This window comes from Pseudomonas sp. 2725 (assembly GCF_050434585.1).
Classification (GTDB): Bacteria; Pseudomonadota; Gammaproteobacteria; order Pseudomonadales; family Pseudomonadaceae; genus Aquipseudomonas; species Aquipseudomonas jessenii.
The window spans coordinates 601,449-621,187 of sequence record NZ_JBNDIV010000003.1; the positions used below are offsets into that span (position 1 = coordinate 601,449).

General features: G+C 60.9%; 17 protein-coding genes. 14 read left to right on the forward strand and 3 right to left on the reverse strand.

Annotated features, from left to right (window positions below; genetic code table 11):
* The first annotated feature begins 30 nt into the window (after positions 1-30).
* The 5 genes from ABIE16_RS10545 to ABIE16_RS10565 all read left to right on the forward strand — a co-directional run bounded on the left by ABIE16_RS10545 (position 31) and on the right by ABIE16_RS10565 (position 4,379).
* Complete coding sequence (locus ABIE16_RS10545) at positions 31-1,056, forward strand: alpha/beta fold hydrolase (RefSeq protein ID WP_429521079.1); 1,026 nt, start codon at positions 31-33, stop codon at positions 1,054-1,056.
* A 13-nt stretch (positions 1,057-1,069) separates the two neighbouring features.
* Positions 1,070-2,023 (forward strand): D-2-hydroxyacid dehydrogenase family protein, encoded by a 954-nt coding sequence (locus ABIE16_RS10550; protein WP_429521080.1) that lies wholly within the window; start codon positions 1,070-1,072, stop codon positions 2,021-2,023.
* Positions 2,024-2,526: 503 nt separating this feature from the next.
* A complete protein-coding gene (locus ABIE16_RS10555; protein WP_057714697.1) occupies positions 2,527-3,069 on the forward strand; it encodes a tetratricopeptide repeat protein in 543 nt (180 codons plus the stop codon).
* A gap of 66 nt (positions 3,070-3,135) precedes the next feature.
* Positions 3,136-3,618, forward strand: a complete 483-nt coding sequence (locus ABIE16_RS10560; RefSeq protein WP_371318492.1) for an RNA polymerase sigma factor — start codon at positions 3,136-3,138, stop codon at positions 3,616-3,618.
* The gene (locus ABIE16_RS10565) at positions 3,618-4,379 is read left to right on the forward strand and encodes a transcriptional regulator (protein ID WP_429521081.1); all 762 of its coding nucleotides are present in this window, start codon (positions 3,618-3,620) and stop codon (positions 4,377-4,379) included. Before ABIE16_RS10560 ends, ABIE16_RS10565 begins: the two co-directional genes overlap by 1 nt.
* Positions 4,380-4,426: 47 nt before the next feature.
* On the opposite strand, the gene ABIE16_RS10570 is transcribed toward ABIE16_RS10565, so the two are convergent.
* Together ABIE16_RS10570 and ABIE16_RS10575 are read right to left on the reverse strand one after the other, a co-directional pair.
* On the reverse strand, positions 4,427-5,728 hold the full coding sequence (locus ABIE16_RS10570; protein WP_218498136.1) for an ATP-binding protein: 1,302 nt from the start codon (positions 5,726-5,728) through the stop codon (positions 4,427-4,429).
* Between the two features lie 4 nt (positions 5,729-5,732).
* Positions 5,733-6,434, reverse strand: a complete 702-nt coding sequence (locus ABIE16_RS10575) for a response regulator transcription factor (protein ID WP_057714693.1) — start codon at positions 6,432-6,434, stop codon at positions 5,733-5,735.
* Between the two features lie 293 nt (positions 6,435-6,727).
* On the opposite strand from ABIE16_RS10575, the gene ABIE16_RS10580 reads away from it, so the two are divergent.
* The 3 genes from ABIE16_RS10580 (at position 6,728) to ABIE16_RS10590 (ending at position 11,823) form a co-directional block, all read left to right on the forward strand.
* A complete protein-coding gene (locus ABIE16_RS10580; RefSeq protein WP_429521082.1) occupies positions 6,728-7,885 on the forward strand; it encodes an efflux RND transporter periplasmic adaptor subunit in 1,158 nt (385 codons plus the stop codon).
* Between the two features lie 15 nt (positions 7,886-7,900).
* Positions 7,901-10,999, forward strand: coding sequence for a multidrug efflux RND transporter permease subunit (locus ABIE16_RS10585; RefSeq protein ID WP_429521083.1), 3,099 nt, complete (start codon positions 7,901-7,903; stop codon positions 10,997-10,999).
* Between the two features lie 182 nt (positions 11,000-11,181).
* Entirely contained in the window at positions 11,182-11,823 is a 642-nt protein-coding gene (locus ABIE16_RS10590; RefSeq protein WP_218498138.1) for a DUF1345 domain-containing protein, read from the forward strand.
* Positions 11,824-11,857: 34 nt separating this feature from the next.
* Here the strand turns inward: ABIE16_RS10590 and ABIE16_RS10595 are convergent, their stop codons facing one another.
* Positions 11,858-13,525, reverse strand: a complete 1,668-nt coding sequence (locus ABIE16_RS10595; protein ID WP_429521084.1) for a fibronectin type III domain-containing protein — start codon at positions 13,523-13,525, stop codon at positions 11,858-11,860.
* A 214-nt stretch (positions 13,526-13,739) separates the two neighbouring features.
* Between ABIE16_RS10595 and ABIE16_RS10600 the strand changes: the two genes are divergently transcribed.
* The 6 genes from ABIE16_RS10600 (at position 13,740) to ABIE16_RS10625 (ending at position 19,739) form a co-directional block, all read left to right on the forward strand.
* Positions 13,740-14,579 carry an AraC family ligand binding domain-containing protein gene (locus ABIE16_RS10600; RefSeq protein WP_429521085.1) on the forward strand — a complete coding sequence of 280 codons (840 nt, stop codon included), beginning with the start codon at positions 13,740-13,742 and terminating at the stop codon, positions 14,577-14,579.
* 53 nt (positions 14,580-14,632) lie between these two features.
* Positions 14,633-15,241, forward strand: coding sequence for a LysE family translocator (locus tag ABIE16_RS10605; protein WP_429521086.1), 609 nt, complete (start codon positions 14,633-14,635; stop codon positions 15,239-15,241).
* A 132-nt stretch (positions 15,242-15,373) separates the two neighbouring features.
* A complete protein-coding gene (locus tag ABIE16_RS10610) occupies positions 15,374-16,399 on the forward strand; it encodes a LacI family DNA-binding transcriptional regulator (RefSeq protein WP_340312047.1) in 1,026 nt (341 codons plus the stop codon).
* Positions 16,400-16,581: 182 nt separating this feature from the next.
* The gene (locus tag ABIE16_RS10615; protein WP_154909135.1) at positions 16,582-17,364 is read left to right on the forward strand and encodes a sugar phosphate isomerase/epimerase family protein; all 783 of its coding nucleotides are present in this window, start codon (positions 16,582-16,584) and stop codon (positions 17,362-17,364) included.
* Positions 17,357-18,343, forward strand: coding sequence for a sugar kinase (locus ABIE16_RS10620; RefSeq protein ID WP_429521087.1), 987 nt, complete (start codon positions 17,357-17,359; stop codon positions 18,341-18,343). Before ABIE16_RS10615 ends, ABIE16_RS10620 begins: the two co-directional genes overlap by 8 nt.
* Positions 18,344-18,446: 103 nt before the next feature.
* Positions 18,447-19,739, forward strand: a complete 1,293-nt coding sequence (locus tag ABIE16_RS10625; protein WP_057714686.1) for an MFS transporter — start codon at positions 18,447-18,449, stop codon at positions 19,737-19,739.

Sequence of the window (19,739 nt, forward strand, 5' to 3'; positions counted from 1 at the left end):
AATATAGGCGGATTCCCATGGAGCTCTCCGATGTCGCGCCCCTTCTCCCGCTGGTTACCCAGCCTGTTACTGACCGCCGTCCTGCCCGTCATCGCCCACGCCGAAGGGCCGCAATACGGCCCCGAGTTGCAAGGTTTCGACTACCCCTACACGCTCAAGCACTTCGCCTTTGATTCCCAGGGCCAATCCCTGCAAATGGGTTACATGGACGTCGCCGCCAACGGCAAGGCCAATGGCCGCAGCGTGGTGCTGATGCACGGCAAGAATTTCTGCGGTGCCACCTGGGACACCTCGATCAAAGCCCTCAGCGACGCCGGCTATCGGGTCATCGCCCCGGACCAGATCGGCTTCTGCACCTCCAGCAAGCCGGCGCACTATCAGTACAGCTTCCAGCAACTGGCGACGAACACCCAGCAATTGCTCAAGGCGCTGGGCATCCAGAAAGCCACCCTGCTGGGGCATTCCACCGGCGGCATGCTCGCCACTCGCTACGCCTTGCAATACCCCGAACAGGTCGAGCAACTGGCGCTGGTCAACCCCATCGGCCTGGAAGACTGGAAAGCCCTCGGTGTGCCCTATCGCACGGTTGATCAATGGTACGAGCGCGAACTCAAACTCAGTGCCGAGGGTATCCGCAACTACGAACGCACCACCTATTACGGCGGTCGCTGGAAGCCGGAGTTCGATCGTTGGGTCGACATGCTCGCCGGTCTGAACAAAGGCCCGGGGCATACGCAAGTCGCGTGGAACTCGGCACTGATCTACGACATGATCTTCACTCAACCTGTGTATTACGAATTCCAGAACCTGAAGATGCCGACCTTGCTGTTGATCGGAACATCCGACACCACCGCCATCGGCAGTGACATCGCCCCTCCCGAGGTCAAGGCGAAGATCGGGCACTACGACGTCCTCGGCAAACAGATAGCCGGGCTGATTCCCCAGTCCACGCTGGTCGAATTCCCTGGCATGGGCCACGCGCCGCAGATGGAAGAACCGGCCCGATTCCACCAGGCCCTGCTCGCCTGGCTGAGCAAGACCAACCCCGTGCATTGAAGAGGAAAGGCTGATGCCTGTGCAGATTGCAGTGATCGATGATTGGCAGGATGTGGCGCGCAATGTAGTGGACTGGTCGGCACTGGACAGCGTCGGTGAGGTAAGTTTTCTCCATGACTACCCCACCGATACCTCATCCCTGGCCGAGCGCCTGGCCGGGTTCGAGGTGATCTGCGTGATGCGCGAGCGTACCCGCTTCGATGAAGACCTGCTGAGGCGCTTGCCCAAGCTCAAGCTGCTGGTGACCGGCGGTATGCGCAACGCGGCCCTGGACCTGAAAACCGCTGCCGCGCTGGGTATTCAGGTCAGCGGTACCGACAGCTACAAACACGCCGCACCGGAACTGACCTGGGCGCTGATCATGGCCGCGACCCGCAACCTGGTGGTCGAGGCCAATGCCCTGCGCGCCGGCCAATGGCAGCAAGGCCTGGGTGGCGACTTGCATGGCAAGACACTGGCCATCCTCGGTCTGGGCAGCATCGGTCAGCGAGTCGCGCAGTTCGGTCAGGTGTTCGGCATGCGTGTCATCGCCTGGAGTGAAAACCTCACCGCCGAACGCGCGGCGCAGGTCGGTGTGACCCGTGTCAGCAAACAGGAACTGTTCGAACAGGCCGACGTGCTGTCGGTGCACCTTGTGCTCAGCGAGCGCAGTCGCGGTCTGGTGGACGCACAAGCCCTTGGCTGGATGAAGCCCTCGGCGCTGCTGGTGAACACCGCTCGTGGCCCCATTGTCGATGAAGCGGCGCTGATCAAGGCGCTGCAGAAACAACGGCTGGCCGGTGTCGCCCTGGACGTCTTCGAGCAGGAACCGCTACCCGCCCACCATCCGTTCCGGACCCTGGACAATGTACTGGCGACGCCCCATGTCGGGTACGTGAGCCAACAGAACTACCGGCTGTTTTTCTCGCAAATGATCGAGGACATTCAGGCCTGGTCGGCGGGTGCTCCGATTCGTTTGCTGGGTTGATACCGCGTCATCGTTCATCGCGAACAGGCTCGGTCCCACAGGACTACATTGGCGGACGCAGCAATTGTGCCCGGCACAAATCCTCTGTGGGAGCGAGCTTGCTTGCGATAGCGGAGGCTCAGTCGCCATCAACGTCGAATGACACTCCGCATCGCGAGCAAGCTCGCTCCCACAGGGTTACATCGGCGAACGCAGTAATTGTGCCCGGCACAAATCCTCTGTGGGAGCGAGCTTGCTCGCGATAGCGGTGTATCAGTCGAAATCAAAGTTGAATGACACTCCGCGTCGCGAGCACGCTCGCTCCCACAGGGACTCTTCGGCGCACACAACGCTGCACGAGGCACAAAAACCATGCATCCGCCCCGATATGAGTTTTCCTTGAAAACACCATCAGGGCGTAACGAATAATTGTTCATGCTGCGGTGTTCTCGTCACATCAACCTTGCACTGCGTCTAGCGGGACGCGCCCCGATCTGAACCCATGAAGCTCTGGAGCAAAGCCCATGAATATTCGTTTTGCTGTTCTGACGCCCCCTCTGTTGCTGGCCGTTGCGTTGTCCGGTTCCCTCGCCCTGGCCAACGGCGGTGGCGGGGACGACGACGCGCCCATCAGACCCAACTGCCCGAAAGGTCAGGTGTTCGACAGCAAATCGAAACGTTGCGTCCGGCAGACCAGTAGCCTGGTGCCGGACGAAGACCGTACCAACTATGCCTATCGACTGGCCAAGGACGGGCGTTATGAAGAAGCCCTGGCCCTGCTCGACACGCTGAAACAGCCAAATACCGCAAAAGCGTTGAACTATCGCGGCTACGCCACGCGTAAACTGGGACGTACCGACGAAGGCATCGGCTATTACCTGCAATCGGTGAAGCTCGACCCGCAATATGCGCAGGTCCGCGAATACCTCGGCGAAGCCTATGTGGTCAAAGGCCGGCTGGATCTTGCACAGGAGCAACTGCGGCAGATCGAATCCATCTGTGGCAGTACCCAGTGCGAGGAGTACCAGGACCTGGCCGAAGCCATCAACGGTTCATCGAAAACCTGACAACCCGAGCGGACGGAGGTCGCCATCGCCAGCGATCAGGCAATACGAACGGAACTGAACCAGCATCTGGCGCGTTTATGGCGCTACGGCCTGCTGCTGTCCCGGCAACGGCATGTCGCCGATGACCTGGTGCAAGCCACTTGCCTGCGGGCGCTGGAACGGGCCGGGCAATACGTGCAGGGGACGCGCATGGACCACTGGCTGCTGAGCATTCTGCATTCGATCTGGCTCAACGAAGTCCGCGCCCGGCGGGTGCGCCAGGGGCAGGGCCAGGTAGACGCCGATCAGGCCTTGTCGTTCGATGGAGAATCCGTGGCGCAAACCCACGTGTTGGCAGCGCAGGTCATCCGCCGCGTCGATGCCTTGCCCGAGGCCCAGCGCGAAACGGTGTTTCTCGCCTATGTCGAAGGCTTGTCCTACCGCGAAGTCGCCGAGGTGCTGCAAGTGCCCATCGGCACCGTCATGAGTCGCCTGGCCGCCGCTCGGGCGAAACTGGCCGAATATCCACCGTTGCACACGGTGCCCACCCCTAACCGAGGAGAACATTGATGAACGCGATACCCTCGGACGAACAACTGGTGGCTTACCTCGACAACCAACTCGATGCCGAGCAGCGCTCGCGCATCGACGCGGCCATCAGCGCCGACCCGATGCTCGGCCTGCGCCTGCAATGGCTGGATCGCAGCAGCCTGCCGTTCAAGGACGCCTACGATGAACTGGCCCGACAGGCGCCGGTCGATCGCCTGCAAACCATGCTTGCCACACTGCCCTCACCCGCCCGCCCCGGGCTCAATCGACGCTGGTTCCTGGCCGCCGCGGCCGGGCTGTTGGCCGGCGGCGTGCTGGCGGACCGTTTGTTCCTCGGCTGGCAAGCGAGCCAACAGTCACATAGCTGGCGCGGCCTGGTGGCCGATTACATGGCGCTCTATGTGCCGGAAACCCTGGATCACCTGCCCGGCGATGAAGCTGCCCAACGGGCACAACTGCGCACGATCGATGCGCGTCTGGGCCTCAACCTCGCGCCGGCAAAACTGAGCCTGCCCCGTGCCGAGTTCAGGCGCGCGCAAATCCTCGAGTACGACGGTGCAACCATCGCCCAGATCACCTACCTCGATCCGGCCCATGGCCCCATGGCGCTGTGTGTTACCCGCTCCAACAGCGGCAGCCGCCATTTCGCACGGGAACAGCGGCGCGAGCTGAACATCGTGTATTGGGCTGACATGGAACACGCCTGGATGCTGATCGGGCATCAGCCGATGGCGGACCTGGAGGAGATGGCGAAACTGCTGCGTAGTCGCCTGAGCACCTGAGAATCCCTGGCACAACGCAGGCGCTGCGGCAGCGCCTGCGAAGCGCGTCAGGCCGAAGCCGGCAACCATAAACGAAACCGAGCCCCGCCCAGCGGCGAGGCTTCCACCGTCAACGTGCCGCCCTGGGCTTCCAGTGCTCGGCGGCTGATCGCCAGTCCCAGTCCGAAACCACCCGTGGCGCGGTCGCGGCTGCGGTCGAGGCGGTAGAAAGGTTCGAAGATCCGCTCGCGTTCGTCATCCGGAATGCCGATGCCATCATCGTCGACCCAGATTTCACAGCCACTGGCATAGACCTGCACACCGATCTGAATACGCTTCTCGCAATAGCGCATGGCGTTGCGCAGCAGGTTTTGCAGGGCTCGCGCGGTCAGGCGCGGGTCCAGGCTGAAGCGTTCGAGCTGGCCGTGGAGCAACACGTCGATGACGATTTGCGGAGACTCCATTTCTTCGTCAACGCTGCCGAGAATGCTGTCGATGAATTCATCCATCGACACTTCGACCTGCTCCGGCAGCCGCGCCGGGTTTTGCAGGCGACTGTAGGACAGCAGCTCCAGCACCAATTCATCGAGTTCCCGAATGTGCGCCACCAGGCTTTGCAAGCGCTCGCGGCTGGCCGCCGGCAAGTCGTCGGACAGGGCCAGCGCCAGGCCGAAATCCAGGCGCGTCAGCGGCGTGCGCAACTCGTGGGACACCGCATTGAGCAGGTCTCGCTGCTGGTTGAGCAGGTTCTCGATGTCACCGGCCATGGTGTCGAACACACTGGCCAGGCTGCCGATGTTGGAACTCGGGGAAATTTGCGTACGCTCGCCCAAGTGGCCCTTGCCAAAGCGTTCGGCGGCGCCCTTGAGGCGCTCCAGATCACGCCAGTGCGGGCGCAGCCACAACAACAGGCACGCGAGCATGGTCGCGCCGATCAGGACGTTGATGCTCCAGTACAACAGATTGACGTCCAGCGGATCCGGTGGCACGACCATTTGCACCACGGTGCGCTCGTTCAGCGGCGCGACCGCCAGCGTGCGCCAGCCCCAGTCGCCCACGCGCACGACGTTCTCGCCGCGGCGCAAGCGCTGCTGTTCATCGGGCGTCAGGCTGCTGTCGTCATTGCTACTGAGCACGATGTGCAGAGGAGAGAAGTCCTTGTCCATTTCAGCGGCCAGGGTCGGCCACTGTTCGGCCGGGACCCCCTGGAACTGTTTGACGATCAGCGTTTGCAGCCCTCGCGAGTAATCGAGGTTGTAGGTGACAAAGCGTTCCTGGAACACCTTGACCACCAGATCCGGCACCAGATAGATCGCCGCGCTGAATGAGACGATTGTCACCAGGTACAAACGAAAGAGGATTCTGAACATCGGCTCAGCATTCCCACTCGGAACGGCTGAACAGGTAACCCTTGCCCCACACGGTCTTGATCTTGCGCGCCTCGCCGGCGTGGTCGTCGAACTTGCGTCGCAGCTTGGAAATCGCCACGTCCACCGAACGGTCGGTGCCATTGAATTCGATGCCGCGCAAGCGTTGCAGGATCTGGTCGCGGCTCAACACCTCTCCGGCATGCCGGGCCAGCACCACCAGCAGGTTGTACTCGCCGCTGGACAATTCCACCAATTGCCCGCGCCAGGTGACGGTACGCTCGGACAAGTCGATGCACAGGTTGCCCATCAGAATGCGGTCGTTGGCAGTCTGCGGCTCGCTGAGGCTGCTGCGGCGCAACAAGGTCCGCACCCGGGCCAGCAGCACCCGCGGCTCGCAGGGTTTGGTGACGTAGTCGTCGGCCCCCATTTCCAGGCCCAGGACCTGGTCGTGGCTGTCGTCGCGGGCGGTGAGCATCAGGATCGGCAGGGTCGCCGAATCGGCGCGCAGCAGGCGACAGACTTGCAAGCCGTCGAGGCCGGGCAGCATCAGGTCGAGGATCACCAGGTCCGGCGGATTGAGCCGCGCACGTTCGCGCACATGGTCACCGCGACCGATCACGCTGACGGAATAACCGTTGCGTTCCAGGTAACTGGCAATCAGTTCGGCGAGGGCGGTGTCGTCTTCGACCAGGAGGATGTTGGGCATGGGGTGTTTCCAGAAAGAGCCGTGGCGCCAGATATGCCGCCATCGCGAGCAAGCTCGCTCCCATAGTGGTCGGTGTTGTTCACAACATTCGTGTTCACATCAAATCCCGGTGGGAGCGAGCTTGCTCGCGATGGCAATCTATCTGGCGCAATAGAAATCAAGGACTGCAGGATATACGCCCTCACGCACACCTGAGTAAAACCCTTACACAATTTCACACAGCACCAACAAAGCTTCACCGCTACCCTCGCCTTCGCCCAGTAGGATGCTGGGGGTCTTTATTGGGGTATTACATGTCGAAGAATCTGCTTGCCAGGCTCAGCCTGATTGCACTGGCGTTGACACTGGGCGCGTGTGACAAGCCCTCGAATGCCGAGGAACAGGCGCCGCTGGCCACAGTTCGCATCGAGACCATCGAAGCTCGGCCACTGACCATCAGCAGTGAACTGAGCGGGCGGATTGCCGCACCGCGCATGGCCGAAGTGCGTGCCCGGGTGGCTGGCGTAGTCTTGCAGCGCACCTTCCGTGAAGGCAGTGACGTGAAACAGGGCGAAGTGTTGTTCCGCATCGACCCGGCGCCGTTCAAGGCTGACCTGGACAGCGCCGAAGCCGCGTTGCGCAAGGCTGAAGCCAACGCGTTCCAGGCCAGATTGCAGGAACAGCGCTACGCCCGGTTGATCGACGACAAGGCCATCAGCGGCCAGGACTACGACAACGCCCGGGCCAACGCCCGGCAGACCGCTGCCGACGTCGCCGGCAACAAGGCGGCGGTGGAACGCGCCCGGTTGAACCTCGGTTACGCCACGGTCACCGCGCCGATTTCCGGGCGTATCGGTCGCGCACTGGTCACCGAAGGCGCACTGGTCGGACAAAACGAAACCACGCCCCTGGCGCTGATTCAGCAACTGAACCCGATTCATGCCGACCTGACCCAGTCCACCCGCGAACTCAACGATCTGCGACGCGCCTTCCGCTCAGGTCAGTTGCAGCAGGTCGGCCAGGACCAGGCCAAGGCCACGTTGATTCAGGATGACGGCAGCCTCTACCCGCTGCCGGGCAAAATGCTGTTCAGCGATATCACCGTCGACCCGGGCACCGGCCAGATCATCCTGCGCAGCGAGTTCCCCAACCCCGACCTCGACTTGCTGCCCGGCAGTTTCGTGCGCGTACGCCTGGAACAAGCGATCAACCAGCAGGGCATCAGCGTGCCGCAACGGGCCATCCAGCGCGACAGCGCCGGCATCGCCCAGGTGCTGCTGCTCGACGCCGAACAGCGGGTCGGGCAGCGACCGGTCGAACTGGGTGCCGTGCAGAACGATCGCTGGATCGTCACCGGAGGCCTGAAGGCGGGCGACCGCATCGTCATCGAAGGGCTGCAGCACGCCCGCCCCGGTGAGAAAGTGCAGATCGACGACACCCCTCTTCCACTTGCCCAGGCGACTGGTCAGTAAGCAGGACGCTTTTTTATGCCGCAGTTCTTTATCGACCGCCCGGTGTTCGCCTGGGTGGTTGCCCTGTTCATCCTGCTGGCCGGTGCGCTGGCCATTCCGCAATTGCCGGTGGCGCAATACCCCGATGTTGCACCGCCACAAATCGAAATCTACGCCGTGTACCCCGGCGCTTCGGCGCAAACCGTGGACGAGAGCGTGGTCAGCCTGATCGAGGAAGAGCTCAACGGCACCGATCACCTGTTGTATTTCGAATCCCAGAGCAGCCTGGGCAGCGCCACCATCAAGGCCACCTTCCAGCCGGGCACTAACCCGGAACTGGCTCAGGTGGATGTGCAGAACCGCCTGAAAGCCGTGGAGTCTCGCCTGCCACAAGCGGTCATCCAGCAAGGTTTGCAGGTGGAGAAAGTCTCATCCGGCTTCCTGCTGCTGATCACCCTGACCTCCAGCGACGGCAAACTCAACGACGTGGCGCTCAGCGATTACCTGGCGCGCAACGTGATGAACGAGGTCAAGCGTCTGGACGGCGTCGGCAAGGCGCAACTGTACGGCGCCGAACGGGCGATGCGGATCTGGATCGACCCGCAGAAGCTGCTTGCCTTCAACCTGACGCCGGCGGACGTCAACACCGCCATCGTCGCGCAAAACGCCCAGGTGTCGGCCGGCAGCATCGGTGACCTGCCAACCCGCACCACCCAGGAAATCACCGCGACCATTCTGGTCAAGGGCCAGTTGTCGACCCCCGAAGAGTTTGCCGACATCGTCCTCAAGGCCAACCCGGACGGCTCGACCGTGCGCATCAGCGATGTGGCGAGGGTCGAGATCGGTAGCCAGGAATACCAGTTTTCCACGCGCCTGAACGGCAAACCGTCCACCGCCGTCGCCGTGCAACTGTCGCCCGGCGCCAACGCCCTGAACACCGCAACCCTGGTGCGGGCGAAGATGGACGAACTCAAGCGCTATTTCCCGGCGAACGTCGAGTACTCGATACCGTACGACACCTCACCCTTCGTCAAGGTCTCGATCACCAAAGTGGTCTACACCCTCTTCGAGGCGATGCTGCTGGTGTTCGCGGTAATGTTCCTGTTCCTGCAGAACATCCGCTACACGCTGATTCCGACGCTGGTGGTGCCGGTGGCGCTGATGGGCACCTTTGCGACAATGCTGGCGCTCGGCTTTTCGATCAACGTGCTGACCATGTTCGGCATGGTGCTGGCCATCGGCATTCTGGTGGACGACGCCATCGTGGTGGTGGAAAACGTCGAGCGCATCATGGCCACCGAGGGCTTGTCGCCCAAGGAAGCCACGCGCAAGGCCATGCAGCAGATCACCGGGGCCATCATCGGCATCACTCTGGTGCTGGTCGCTGTGTTCATTCCGATGGCGTTCATGCAGGGTTCGGTCGGGGTGATTTACCAGCAGTTCTCGCTGTCGATGGCCACCTCGATCCTGTTCTCGGCCTTCCTCGCCCTGACCTTGACCCCGGCCCTGTGCGCGACACTGCTCAAGCCGATTGCCAAAGGCGAGCACCACGAAAAGACCGGGTTCTTCGGCTGGTTCAACCGTCGCTTCGAACAACTGACGGAGCGCTATCAGGGCTGGGTCGCCTATGCGTTGAAACGTACCGGGCGCTACCTGCTGATCTACGGCGTGCTGCTGATCGGCCTGGGCTTGGCCTTCAGTCGCTTGCCCTCCTCGTTCCTGCCGGTGGAAGACCAGGGTTACACCATCACCGACATCCAGTTGCCACCGGGTGCGAGCAAGAATCGCACGGTGCAGGTGGCCGAGCAGGTTGAAGCGCACAACGCAGGGGAACCGGGCATTCGGGACAGCGTGGTAATTCTCGGATTCAGCTTCTCTGGCAGCGGGCAGAATGCGGCGCTGGCGTTCAGCACGCTCAAAGACTGGTCCGAGCGAGGCAGCGACGACTCGGCGGCTTCGATTGCCGACCGGGCCAACGTCGCCCTCAGCCAGATCAAGGACGCGGTGACGTTTGCCGTACTGCCGCCGCCCGTGGATGGCCTGGGTACGTCCAGCGGATTCGAGTTCCGCCTGCAGGATCGCGGGGGGCTCGGCCATGAGAAGTTGATGCAAGCGCGCACCGAGTTACTCGCGGCAGCCGAAAAAAGCCCGATCCTGATGAACGTGCGCGAAAGTGCCCTGGCCGAGGCACCGCAGGTGCAACTGGTCGTCGACCGCAAGCAGGCCAACGCACTGGGGGTGTCATTTGCCGACGTCGGCAATGTGCTGTCCACGGCCGTGGGCTCAGCCTATATCAACGACTTCCCCAATCAGGGGCGGATGCAGCGCGTCGTGGTGCAGGCCGAGGGCGACCAGCGCAGTCAGGTGGAAGACCTGCTGAAGATTCACGTGCGTAACACCCACGAAAAAATGGTGCCCTTGTCAGCCTTCGTACAGGCCAGGTGGACTCAGGGCCCGGCGCAGTTGACCCGCTACAACGGCTATCCGGCGATCAGCATTTCCGGTGAACCGACCCCGGGCCACAGCACCGGCGAGGCCATGGCCGAGATCGAGCGGCTGGTGGCGCAAGGCCCGGCGGGACTGGGCCAGGAATGGACCGGGTTGTCGTTGCAGGAACGGTTGTCCGGCAGCCAGGCGCCCATCCTGCTGGGGCTGTCGCTGTTGATCGTGTTCCTGTGCCTGGCGGCGTTGTACGAAAGCTGGTCGATCCCCACCTCGGTGCTGCTGGTGGTGCCGCTGGGCGTGCTCGGCGCGGTGCTGGCCGTGACCTTGCGCGGGATGCCCAACGACGTGTTCTTCAAGGTCGGGCTGATCACCATCATCGGCCTGTCGGCGAAGAACGCGATCCTGATCATCGAGTTCGCCAAGAGCCTGTACGACGACGGCCACGACCTGATCGACGCGACCCTGCAAGCGGCACGCCTGCGGTTGCGGCCGATTGTCATGACCTCCCTGGCGTTCATCCTTGGCGTGGTGCCTCTGGCGATCGCGACCGGCGCCAGTTCGGCGAGCCAGCAGGCCATCGGCACCGGGGTGATCGGCGGGATGATCACCGCGACGCTGGCCGTGGTGTTCGTACCGGTGTTTTTTGTGGTGGTGATGAAGCTGGTGCCCAAGCGCCATAAAAACATCTAACCAACACCACCGATTACCTGTGGGAGCGAGCTTGCTCGCGATGAGGCCGTCACATTCAACATCCATGTTGACTGTTACACCGCTATCGCGAGCAAGCTCGCTCCCACAGGGGATCCCGGTGATTTCAAGATTGTGCTTACCTGGGCTAAGGTGTTTGCAATACTCCGACCCATCGAGCGCTCATGCCCTACCTCAGCCACACCCACCCTCGCCTGTCCGCCGCCACGACGCTCGGTATCGCGGCGGGTATCCTGGTTCCGGCCGATTCGGTCATCGGCAAAATACTCATCGGCTGGAATGCCGGGGTCTGGACTTACCTGATCCTGATGTCCTGGCTCGTCGTGCGTTCGAAAGCGACTGATGTGAAACGCATTGCCGAAATCGAGGACGAGAACGCCGGGCTGGTGCTGTTCGTGGTGTGCATTGCGGCAATTGCCAGCCTGGCAGCCATCACCCTCGAACTGGCCGGCGGCAAAGACCTGGAAACCACCCGCAAACTGCTGCACTACGGCTTCACCGCGTTGACGGTGATCGGTTCATGGCTGCTGATCGGGGTGATTTTCAGCGTGCATTACGCGCGCCTGTTTTACACCTGGGAAGGCAAAGAGCCGGCGTTGCGTTTTGCCGAAGGTCTGACGACACCCAACTACTGGGACTTTTTGTACTTCTCGTTCACCGTCGGCGTGGCGGTGCAGACCTCGGATGTCGGCGTGGCGACACGGGAATTGCGCAAGATCGTGCTGGCGCAGTCGTTGATCGGTTTTCTGTTCAACACGGCCATTCTCGGGTTCTCGATCAACATCGCCGCCGGGTTATTTGAGTAAATCGGCATGAGTGGTTACTTCAGGGCTTGGCGAACTAGAGTTCGCCCTCGATTTCAACACTTACTGACGCAGGCGCGGAGTGATTACCGCTGAGATCCAGCGCACACACCTCAAATGAGTATGTACCGGAAGGCAAGTCAACGGCAGTGTAATGGGTCAATGGTGTGCGATCGAAATACTGCTGATTATTGTAAATAACGTAATCACAGATACCGACGTCGTCGGTGGATTCATCCCACGCGAGCGTGACGGAATCAAGGGTCGATCCCATCTTGCGCAAGTTTCCAGGAGCGCTGGGCGGGATAAGATCCTGGGGTTCATAAACAACGACAGTGGGTTCGGACAACTGTCCGTAGATATCAAAAGCACTGACGCTGATTCTGTACTCCGTGTCCGGGATCAAGTTATTGAGGTGAATGCCTTGAATGAACAGTACGTCTTGCAGGTGCTCGTCATCCTTCATGATCCTTACACCCGTAGCCGCATCACCCTGCGCGAAAGTCCACTCCAACTTGGCTGAGCTGGAGCTCAGTGCACTGATACTGACGGTCGGTGCATTGGGTCTAGGCGCTGGCGCCTGCCCTGTCGTTTTGAAGACGCTCATCGGGCTGCGTTGAGAGATATTTCCATCCTTGTCGCGGCCGCGCACGAAAACATAGTGATAGGCACCAGGAGCCAGCCCACTGAAGTTCATGTGAGTGTCCGGAGTGTTGAACAATACAAATCCGTTCAGGGTAACCCGATAGTCGGTGACGCCTGCATTGTCGTTCGAGGGCTGCCAGGTCAAATACGCGGAAGTGTCTGTAATTTCAGTGACGACGGGGGCTCCAGGCCGGCTTGGAGGGGTCGTGTCAGCAAGCGTCGCCTCCAGAGTCACCACTGCCGAGGTGTCCCCGTCAAGTTGTGCGTGGACCGCAAACTTGAAGTGATGCGGAGCAGGTCCCGGAGAAAGATCCGACAACTTGAAGTTGTAGCCCCAGCGGCCAGGGGCAGCCGTAAAATTTTCGCCATTGATGGATATTTCATGTGCCGGGCGTTTTTTGAAGAGCGGATCCCATGCCAGCCTACAGATCCCGTTAAGGTGGCTGAACCTCAGATTGGTTGGCGGGCGCAGACTGGTTTTAAAAGCAGTGGCAACAGGTTCGGAACTGCCTGCAGCATTGATCGCCAGTACCTTGACGTGATAGTCGCTATGATTTTGCAGGTGCGTAATCAGGACATACGGCTGGGCGGTCTGTTTGATGAGAAAGTCGTTCAGGAAAACTCTATAGCGAATGTCCCCGCCATTGTCAGTGGACGGGGTCCAGCTCACTTTTACAGAGGTACTGGTTAACTCGCTCAACTCCAGAGGGCCCGGTCTGGAGGGCGCGAGTAATTTGAATTTGAACAAGCGTAACGGACTGGGCTGCGAAACATTATTGCTGGCAGCTATTGCCCTGACGTAAAGCAAGTACTCGGTATCTGCGTTCAACCCCGTCAATTCAAAAGGCGGTCGGGTCACACTTCTTGTTTGAATACCTTCTCCGAACACTTCATAACCAATTGCATTCGGACACAAGTTGCAGGTTGAATAGGGCTCGTCCCAACTCAACAAGGCGCTTGTCGGACCGTTTCGTCCGCCAATCAGATGACCTGGAGCACAGATCTGTACCTCAACCGCTCCTGTGGCAACAGTGGATGAACGGGAATCAAACGGCTTCATGTCATGGGTACTCTGCACAAGTAATGTCGCCGCAGTAAAAAACATTTGCGTCGACTGCACCACTATCAGAACTGTGAGTGGCAAGACGGTGTATTTGTGCTAAGTCTGGCCGGCTTGTGCATGGTAACAACGTCCCTCCAGTGCACAAATGTTCTAACCATTACCCTCGAGACGGGCGTTAAATGAGCAGGAAAAACGATCCCACAGGTTCAGCATGACGTCTCAAAACTGGCTCGATCTGGCCCAGGACGCCGATACCGGCATCGAGACCCTGCGTGCGCATTTCGAGGGCCATGCCTACGACCCGCACTGGCATGACAGCTATCTGGTGGGTGTCACCGAGCAAGGGGTGCAGCAATTCAATTGTCGACGAGCCAGACACCAAAGCACGCCGGGGAAGGTGTTTTTGCTGGAACCGGGCGACATCCACGACGGTGAGGCGCCGACCGCGGATGGTTTTACCTATCGCATGCTGTACCTCGACCCACAGTGGTTGCAGCGTGAGTTAGGCGCGGTGTTTGACAACGCGCCGGACAACAGCGAGTTGAGTTTCGCCAACACCCTGGCCAGCGATTCGCGCCTGACCCACGCCACCAGCCTTGCGTTTGAGACGCTGCACGGTGGTGAAATGAAGATCGTCCGCCAGACCGCGCTCGATGACTTGCTTGAACGCCTCACCAGCCATCTGCACTGGCGCACTCGCTATGGCGAAGATCCGCGCCTGCCCCTGGTTGCGCAAAAGGCTCGGGACTATCTGCACGCCAACGCACAACTGGACATCGGTCTCGATCAACTGGCCGCCGTCACCGGGGTCGACCGCTTTCGCCTGACCCGTGCATTCAAGGCTGCATACGGCATGGCGCCCCATGCATATCTGGTGCAATTGCGCCTGGCTACGGCGCGTCGAATGCTGGCCCGTGGTGAGCAACCTGCAACCGTGGCCATGACCTTGGGCTTTGCCGATCAGAGTCACCTGGGTCGCTGGTTCGTGCGCGCCTACGGTCTGACACCAGCACTGTACCGCAAGCGTTGCTCAAATCTTCCAGACAGATAAGCGCCCGGCTTGTGAAGATCAACTTCAATGATCTTCACCGGAGTTTGCCTGCGATGCTGTCCTCTTTTCCGACGTTGCTGCCCTTTCTGCTGTTCGCCTTTGTGGCCTCGATCACCCCCGGCCCGACCAACATTCTGGTGCTTAGCAACAGTGCCCGGTTCGGCTTGATGGCTACCGTTCCGATCATTCTTGGTGCCTGTGCCAGTGCGGCGATATTGGTGTTGTTGGTGGGCACCGGTGCCGGGACTTCGCTGATCCAATGGCCTGCGCTGCAAACGCTCATGCAGTGGGCCGGCGTGGCATGGCTGAGTTATCTGGCCTGGCAAATCTTCCGCACCCCGGCTGTCGCCATTGCCGCCAAAAATGCCGAGAAGCGCCTCGGCTTGCTGGGCGCGGCGAGCCTGCAATGGATCAACCCGAAAACCTGGATGATGGCACTGGCGGTGGTCAGCGTGTTTGCCGGGGTGGGTGAAGACCGGTTTGTGCATGTGATGTATTTGTCGTTGGCGTTTTTCCTGATCTCGCTGCCGTGTCTTGGAGCTTGGGCAGTGCTCGGCGCCGGCTCCAGTCGCTGGCTGCGTTCACCTCGTGCGATGCAGCGCTTCAACCGCTGCATGGGCCTGTTGTTGCTGGGTTCGGCGTGGTTGAGCGTGCTCGCCTGAGTTCCATTGGTCGTTTTTTGTCGGCCTGTGATTCATCGAACACTTGACGACGGATTCATTTCTGGTGTTTCCTGAAACCGGTTTCAGCGCCATGCGCTCTGCCTTATAAATCCAATAAGAAGGTTTCAGACCGTGAACGATTTCTCCGCCGCCCAGCGAAGCCGCGTGACCATGCTCGACGTGGCCGAACACGCCAAGGTCTCCAAGGCCAGCGTTTCGCGGTTCATCGGCGAAGACCGCGCCCTGCTCTCCGATGCCATTGCCCAGCGCATCGAACAGTCCATTGCCGAACTGGGTTATCGCCCGAACCAGATGGCCCGTGGCCTGAAACGGGGGCGCACCCGCCTGATCGGCATGCTGGTGGCCGATATCCGCAACCCATATTCGATTGCCGTGATGCACGGGGTGGAAACCGCCTGCCGTCAGCACGGCTACAGCCTGGTGGTGTGCAACACCGATCGCGACGACGAGCAGGAGCGTCAGCACCTGGCCCTGCTGCGCTCGTATAACATCGAAGGCCTGATCGTGAACACCCTCGGCCATCACCGTGACGAGTTGCATGAACTGCACCGGGAAATGCCTCTGGTGCTGGTGGACCGCAAGGTCGAGCATCTTGAGAGTGACATGGTCGGCCTGGATAACCCGGCGGCTGTCGAGATGGCCCTTGCCCACCTTGAAGAGCGCGGCTATCGCGACGTGCTGTTGGTGACAGAGCCGTTTGACGGCACCAGTTCGCGGATCGAGCGGGTCAGCAGTTTCAAGGCACAGATCGCACAGCGCCCGGCCCTGCGCGGCACGATGATTGAGACCGGCAGCGAACTGACTGCGCACCTGAAAAACTTCCTCGACACGCCAGGCCCCGGTCCGAAAGCGCTGTTTTGCGCGAACGGGATCGCGGCGCTGGCCAGCACTCATGCCTTGCGTGAGCTCAAGTGCAATCTGTTTGAAGACGTGGGGCTGATAGCCCTCGACGATCTGGATTGGTACCCGTTGGTGGGCAGTGGCATCACCGCTTTGGCCCAGCCGACCACCGAGATTGGCGCGAGTGCGTTCGAGTGTTTGCTCAAGCGGTTGCGGGGGGATGACGGGGCGTTGCGGACGCTGGATTTTTCGCCGCAGCTGGTTGTGCGGGGGTCGACCCTTGGCGTTTTCAGATGACTGGACTGGCCCCATCGCGAGCAAGCTCGCTCCCACAGGAATCGCTGGGGTACACAACATTTTTGTACGACACAAAACACTGAGGGAGCGGGCTTGCCCGCGATGAGGCCCGAAAGAACAACACATCACTCACTGATATTTTTTTGAACAAAAATGAAACCGGTTTCAGAGGTAGAAAAACAATGAATAAACCAGCCGTTTCCATCAGCCTCTCCAGCTACGGCGCCGATCTGGTGCGCCAGCGCGGCCAGGGCAGTTTCATCGCAGTACTGGCCGCCGCCGGGGCCACGCGCATCGAATGGCGCGAAGAGCTGCTGACCTTTGAGAATCCCGAGCACCTGGCCGACGCGACTCAGGCCGAGGGCCTGGAAAGCGTGTACTCATCACCGATGGAACTGTGGCTGGCCGGTCAATCCAGACCCAATCCCGAATTGCTGACAGCACTGCAACGCGCCCAAATGTTCGGCGCCAAATGGCTGAAAGTATCGCTGGGTTACTTCACCGACAACAGCGACCTGCAACGCCTCGCCCGCATGCTCGGCGAAAGTGCGGTGCAATTGCTGGTGGAGAACGACCAGACCCTGCACGGTGGCCGCATCGAACCGTTCCAGCGTTTCTTCAATGAAGTCGAGCAACACAACCTGCCGATCAAAATGACCTTCGATATCGGCAACTGGCAGTGGCAGGACCAGTCCGCCGCCAGCGCCGCGCGGTTGCTCGGACGGCACGTCGGTTATGTGCACTGTAAAGCGGTGACGCGCCGTGCCGACGGCAAACTGGTTGCCATCCCACCCGCCGCCAGCGACTTGCAACAGTGGGAACACCTGCTGCGGCACATGGACCAAGGCGTTATGCGAGCCGCGGAATACCCGCTGCAAGGTGAAGACCTGGTGCAGCTGACAACCGAGCATGTCGCCGCCCTCGCCCACCTCGGCCAATCGTCGCTGGAGAATGCTCATGTCTGAGATCGATATCCTCTCGTTCGGCGAAACCATGGCGATGTTCGTTGCCGAGCAGACCGGCGACCTGGCCAGCGTCAACGCGTTCCACAAACGCATTGCCGGCGCCGACAGCAACGTCGCCATCGGCCTGTCGCGCCTGGGTTTCAACGTGGCATGGCTGAGCCGCGTCGGCGCCGATTCCCTGGGCCGATTCGTGATCGACACGCTGGAAAAGGAAGGCCTGGATTGCCGCCACGTCGACATCGACCCCGCGCACCCCACCGGTTTCCAACTCAAGTCGCGCACCGACGATGGCAGCGATCCCGTCGTCGAGTACTTTCGCCGTGGCTCAGCGGCCAGTCACTTGTCGTCGCATTCGATCGTGCCCGACTTGCTCAAGGCCCGGCATCTGCACGCCACCGGCATTCCTGCGGCGTTGTCGGAAACGGCACGGCAGATGTCCTTCGAATTGATGACCCGCATGCGCGATGCCGGGCGCAGCGTGTCGTTCGACCCCAACCTGCGCCCGAGCCTGTGGGCCAGCGAGCGCCTGATGATCACGGAAATCAACCGCCTCGCCGCCCTCGCTCATTGGGTGTTGCCAGGGCTGAGCGAAGGTCGCCTGCTCACCGGCTTCGAAGACCCTGCCGATATCGCCGCGTTCTACCTCGACCAGGGCGCCGAAGCCGTGGCGATCAAGCTGGGGCCGCACGGTGCTTACTACCGTACTCATCTTGATCAAGGTTTCGTCGCCGGCGTGCCGGTGGAAACGGTGGTCGACACGGTCGGCGCCGGCGACGGGTTTGCCGTCGGCATGATCAGTGCACTCCTGGAAAACCACAGCTTTGCCGACGCCGTGCGGCGGGCCAACTGGATTGGCAGCCGTGCGGTGCAGAGTCGGGGGGATATGGAGGGGTTGCCGACCCGATCCGAAATGGTCAGCGAATTTGAGGCCGCCATCGCGAGCAAGCTCGCTCCCACACTGGATCGTATTCCAATGTAATTCCCCTGTAGGAGCGAGCTTGCTCGCGATGAGGCCAGTACAGGCACTGAAGAACAAACCGTTACCTGCTGCGACAAAAACAACAAGCTCAGGAGCATCACCCATGAAAACCGCAACGCTCGCCACCCGCCGCTGGTGGTACATCATGCCCATCGTGTTCATCACCTACAGCCTGGCGTACCTCGATCGCGCCAACTACGGTTTTGCCGCCGCCTCCGGGATGGCCGCCGACCTGATGATCACGCCGGGCCTGTCGTCGATGCTCGGCGCTCTGTTCTTCCTCGGTTACTTTTTCTTCCAGGTGCCGGGGGCGATCTACGCGCAGAAACACAGCGTGAAGAAACTGATTTTCGTCAGCCTGATCCTCTGGGGCAGCCTGGCGACGTTGACCGGGATCGTCTCCAACGCCTACTGGCTGATCGTCATTCGCTTCATGCTCGGCGTGGTCGAAGCCGCGGTGATGCCGGCGATGTTGATCTACCTGTGCCACTGGTTCACCCGTGCCGAACGCTCGCGGGCCAACACCTTCCTGATCCTTGGCAACCCGGTGACCATGCTGTGGATGTCGGTGGTCTCGGGCTATCTCGTGCAGCACTACAGCTGGCGCTGGATGTTCATTGTCGAAGGTTTGCCGGCGGTGCTCTGGGCGTTCATCTGGTGGCGCCTGGCTGATGATCGTCCGTCCCAGGCCAAGTGGCTCAACGATCAGGAAAAACAGGATCTGGAAAGCGCACTGGCGGCCGAACAGGTCGGCATCAAAGCAGTGAAAAACTACGCCGAAGCGTTTCGCTCACCCAAAGTGATCATCCTCGCGCTGCAGTTTTTCTGCTGGAGCATTGGTGTCTACGGTTTCGTGTTGTGGCTGCCGTCGATCCTCAAGGCCGGCGCGCAGATGGACATGGTCGAGGCCGGCTGGCTGTCGGCGCTGCCTTATCTGGCGGCGGTGATCGGCATGCTGCTGGTGTCCTGGGGTTCGGACAAACTGCAAAAGCGCAAACGCTTCGTCTGGCCGCCGCTGCTGATTGCCTCGATTGCTTTCTACGGTTCCTACGCGCTGGGCGCCGAACACTTCTGGTGGTCGTACACCCTGCTGGTGATTGCCGGTGCGTGCATGTATGCGCCGTACGGTCCGTTCTTCGCGATCATCCCGGAAATCCTACCGGCCAACGTCGCGGGCGGTGCCATGGCGCTGATCAACAGCATGGGCGCGCTCGGTTCGTTTGGCGGCTCTTATCTGGTCGGTTACCTGAACAGCTCCACCGGTTCGCCCGGCGCATCCTATCTGTTGATGAGCGGTGCGCTGATGCTTTCGGTGGTGCTCACGGTGTTCCTCAAGCCCGGCGCCAGCGACCGGGAGCGGCCCACGGTAGCGCGCCCCCTCACGGCTCATTCCTGA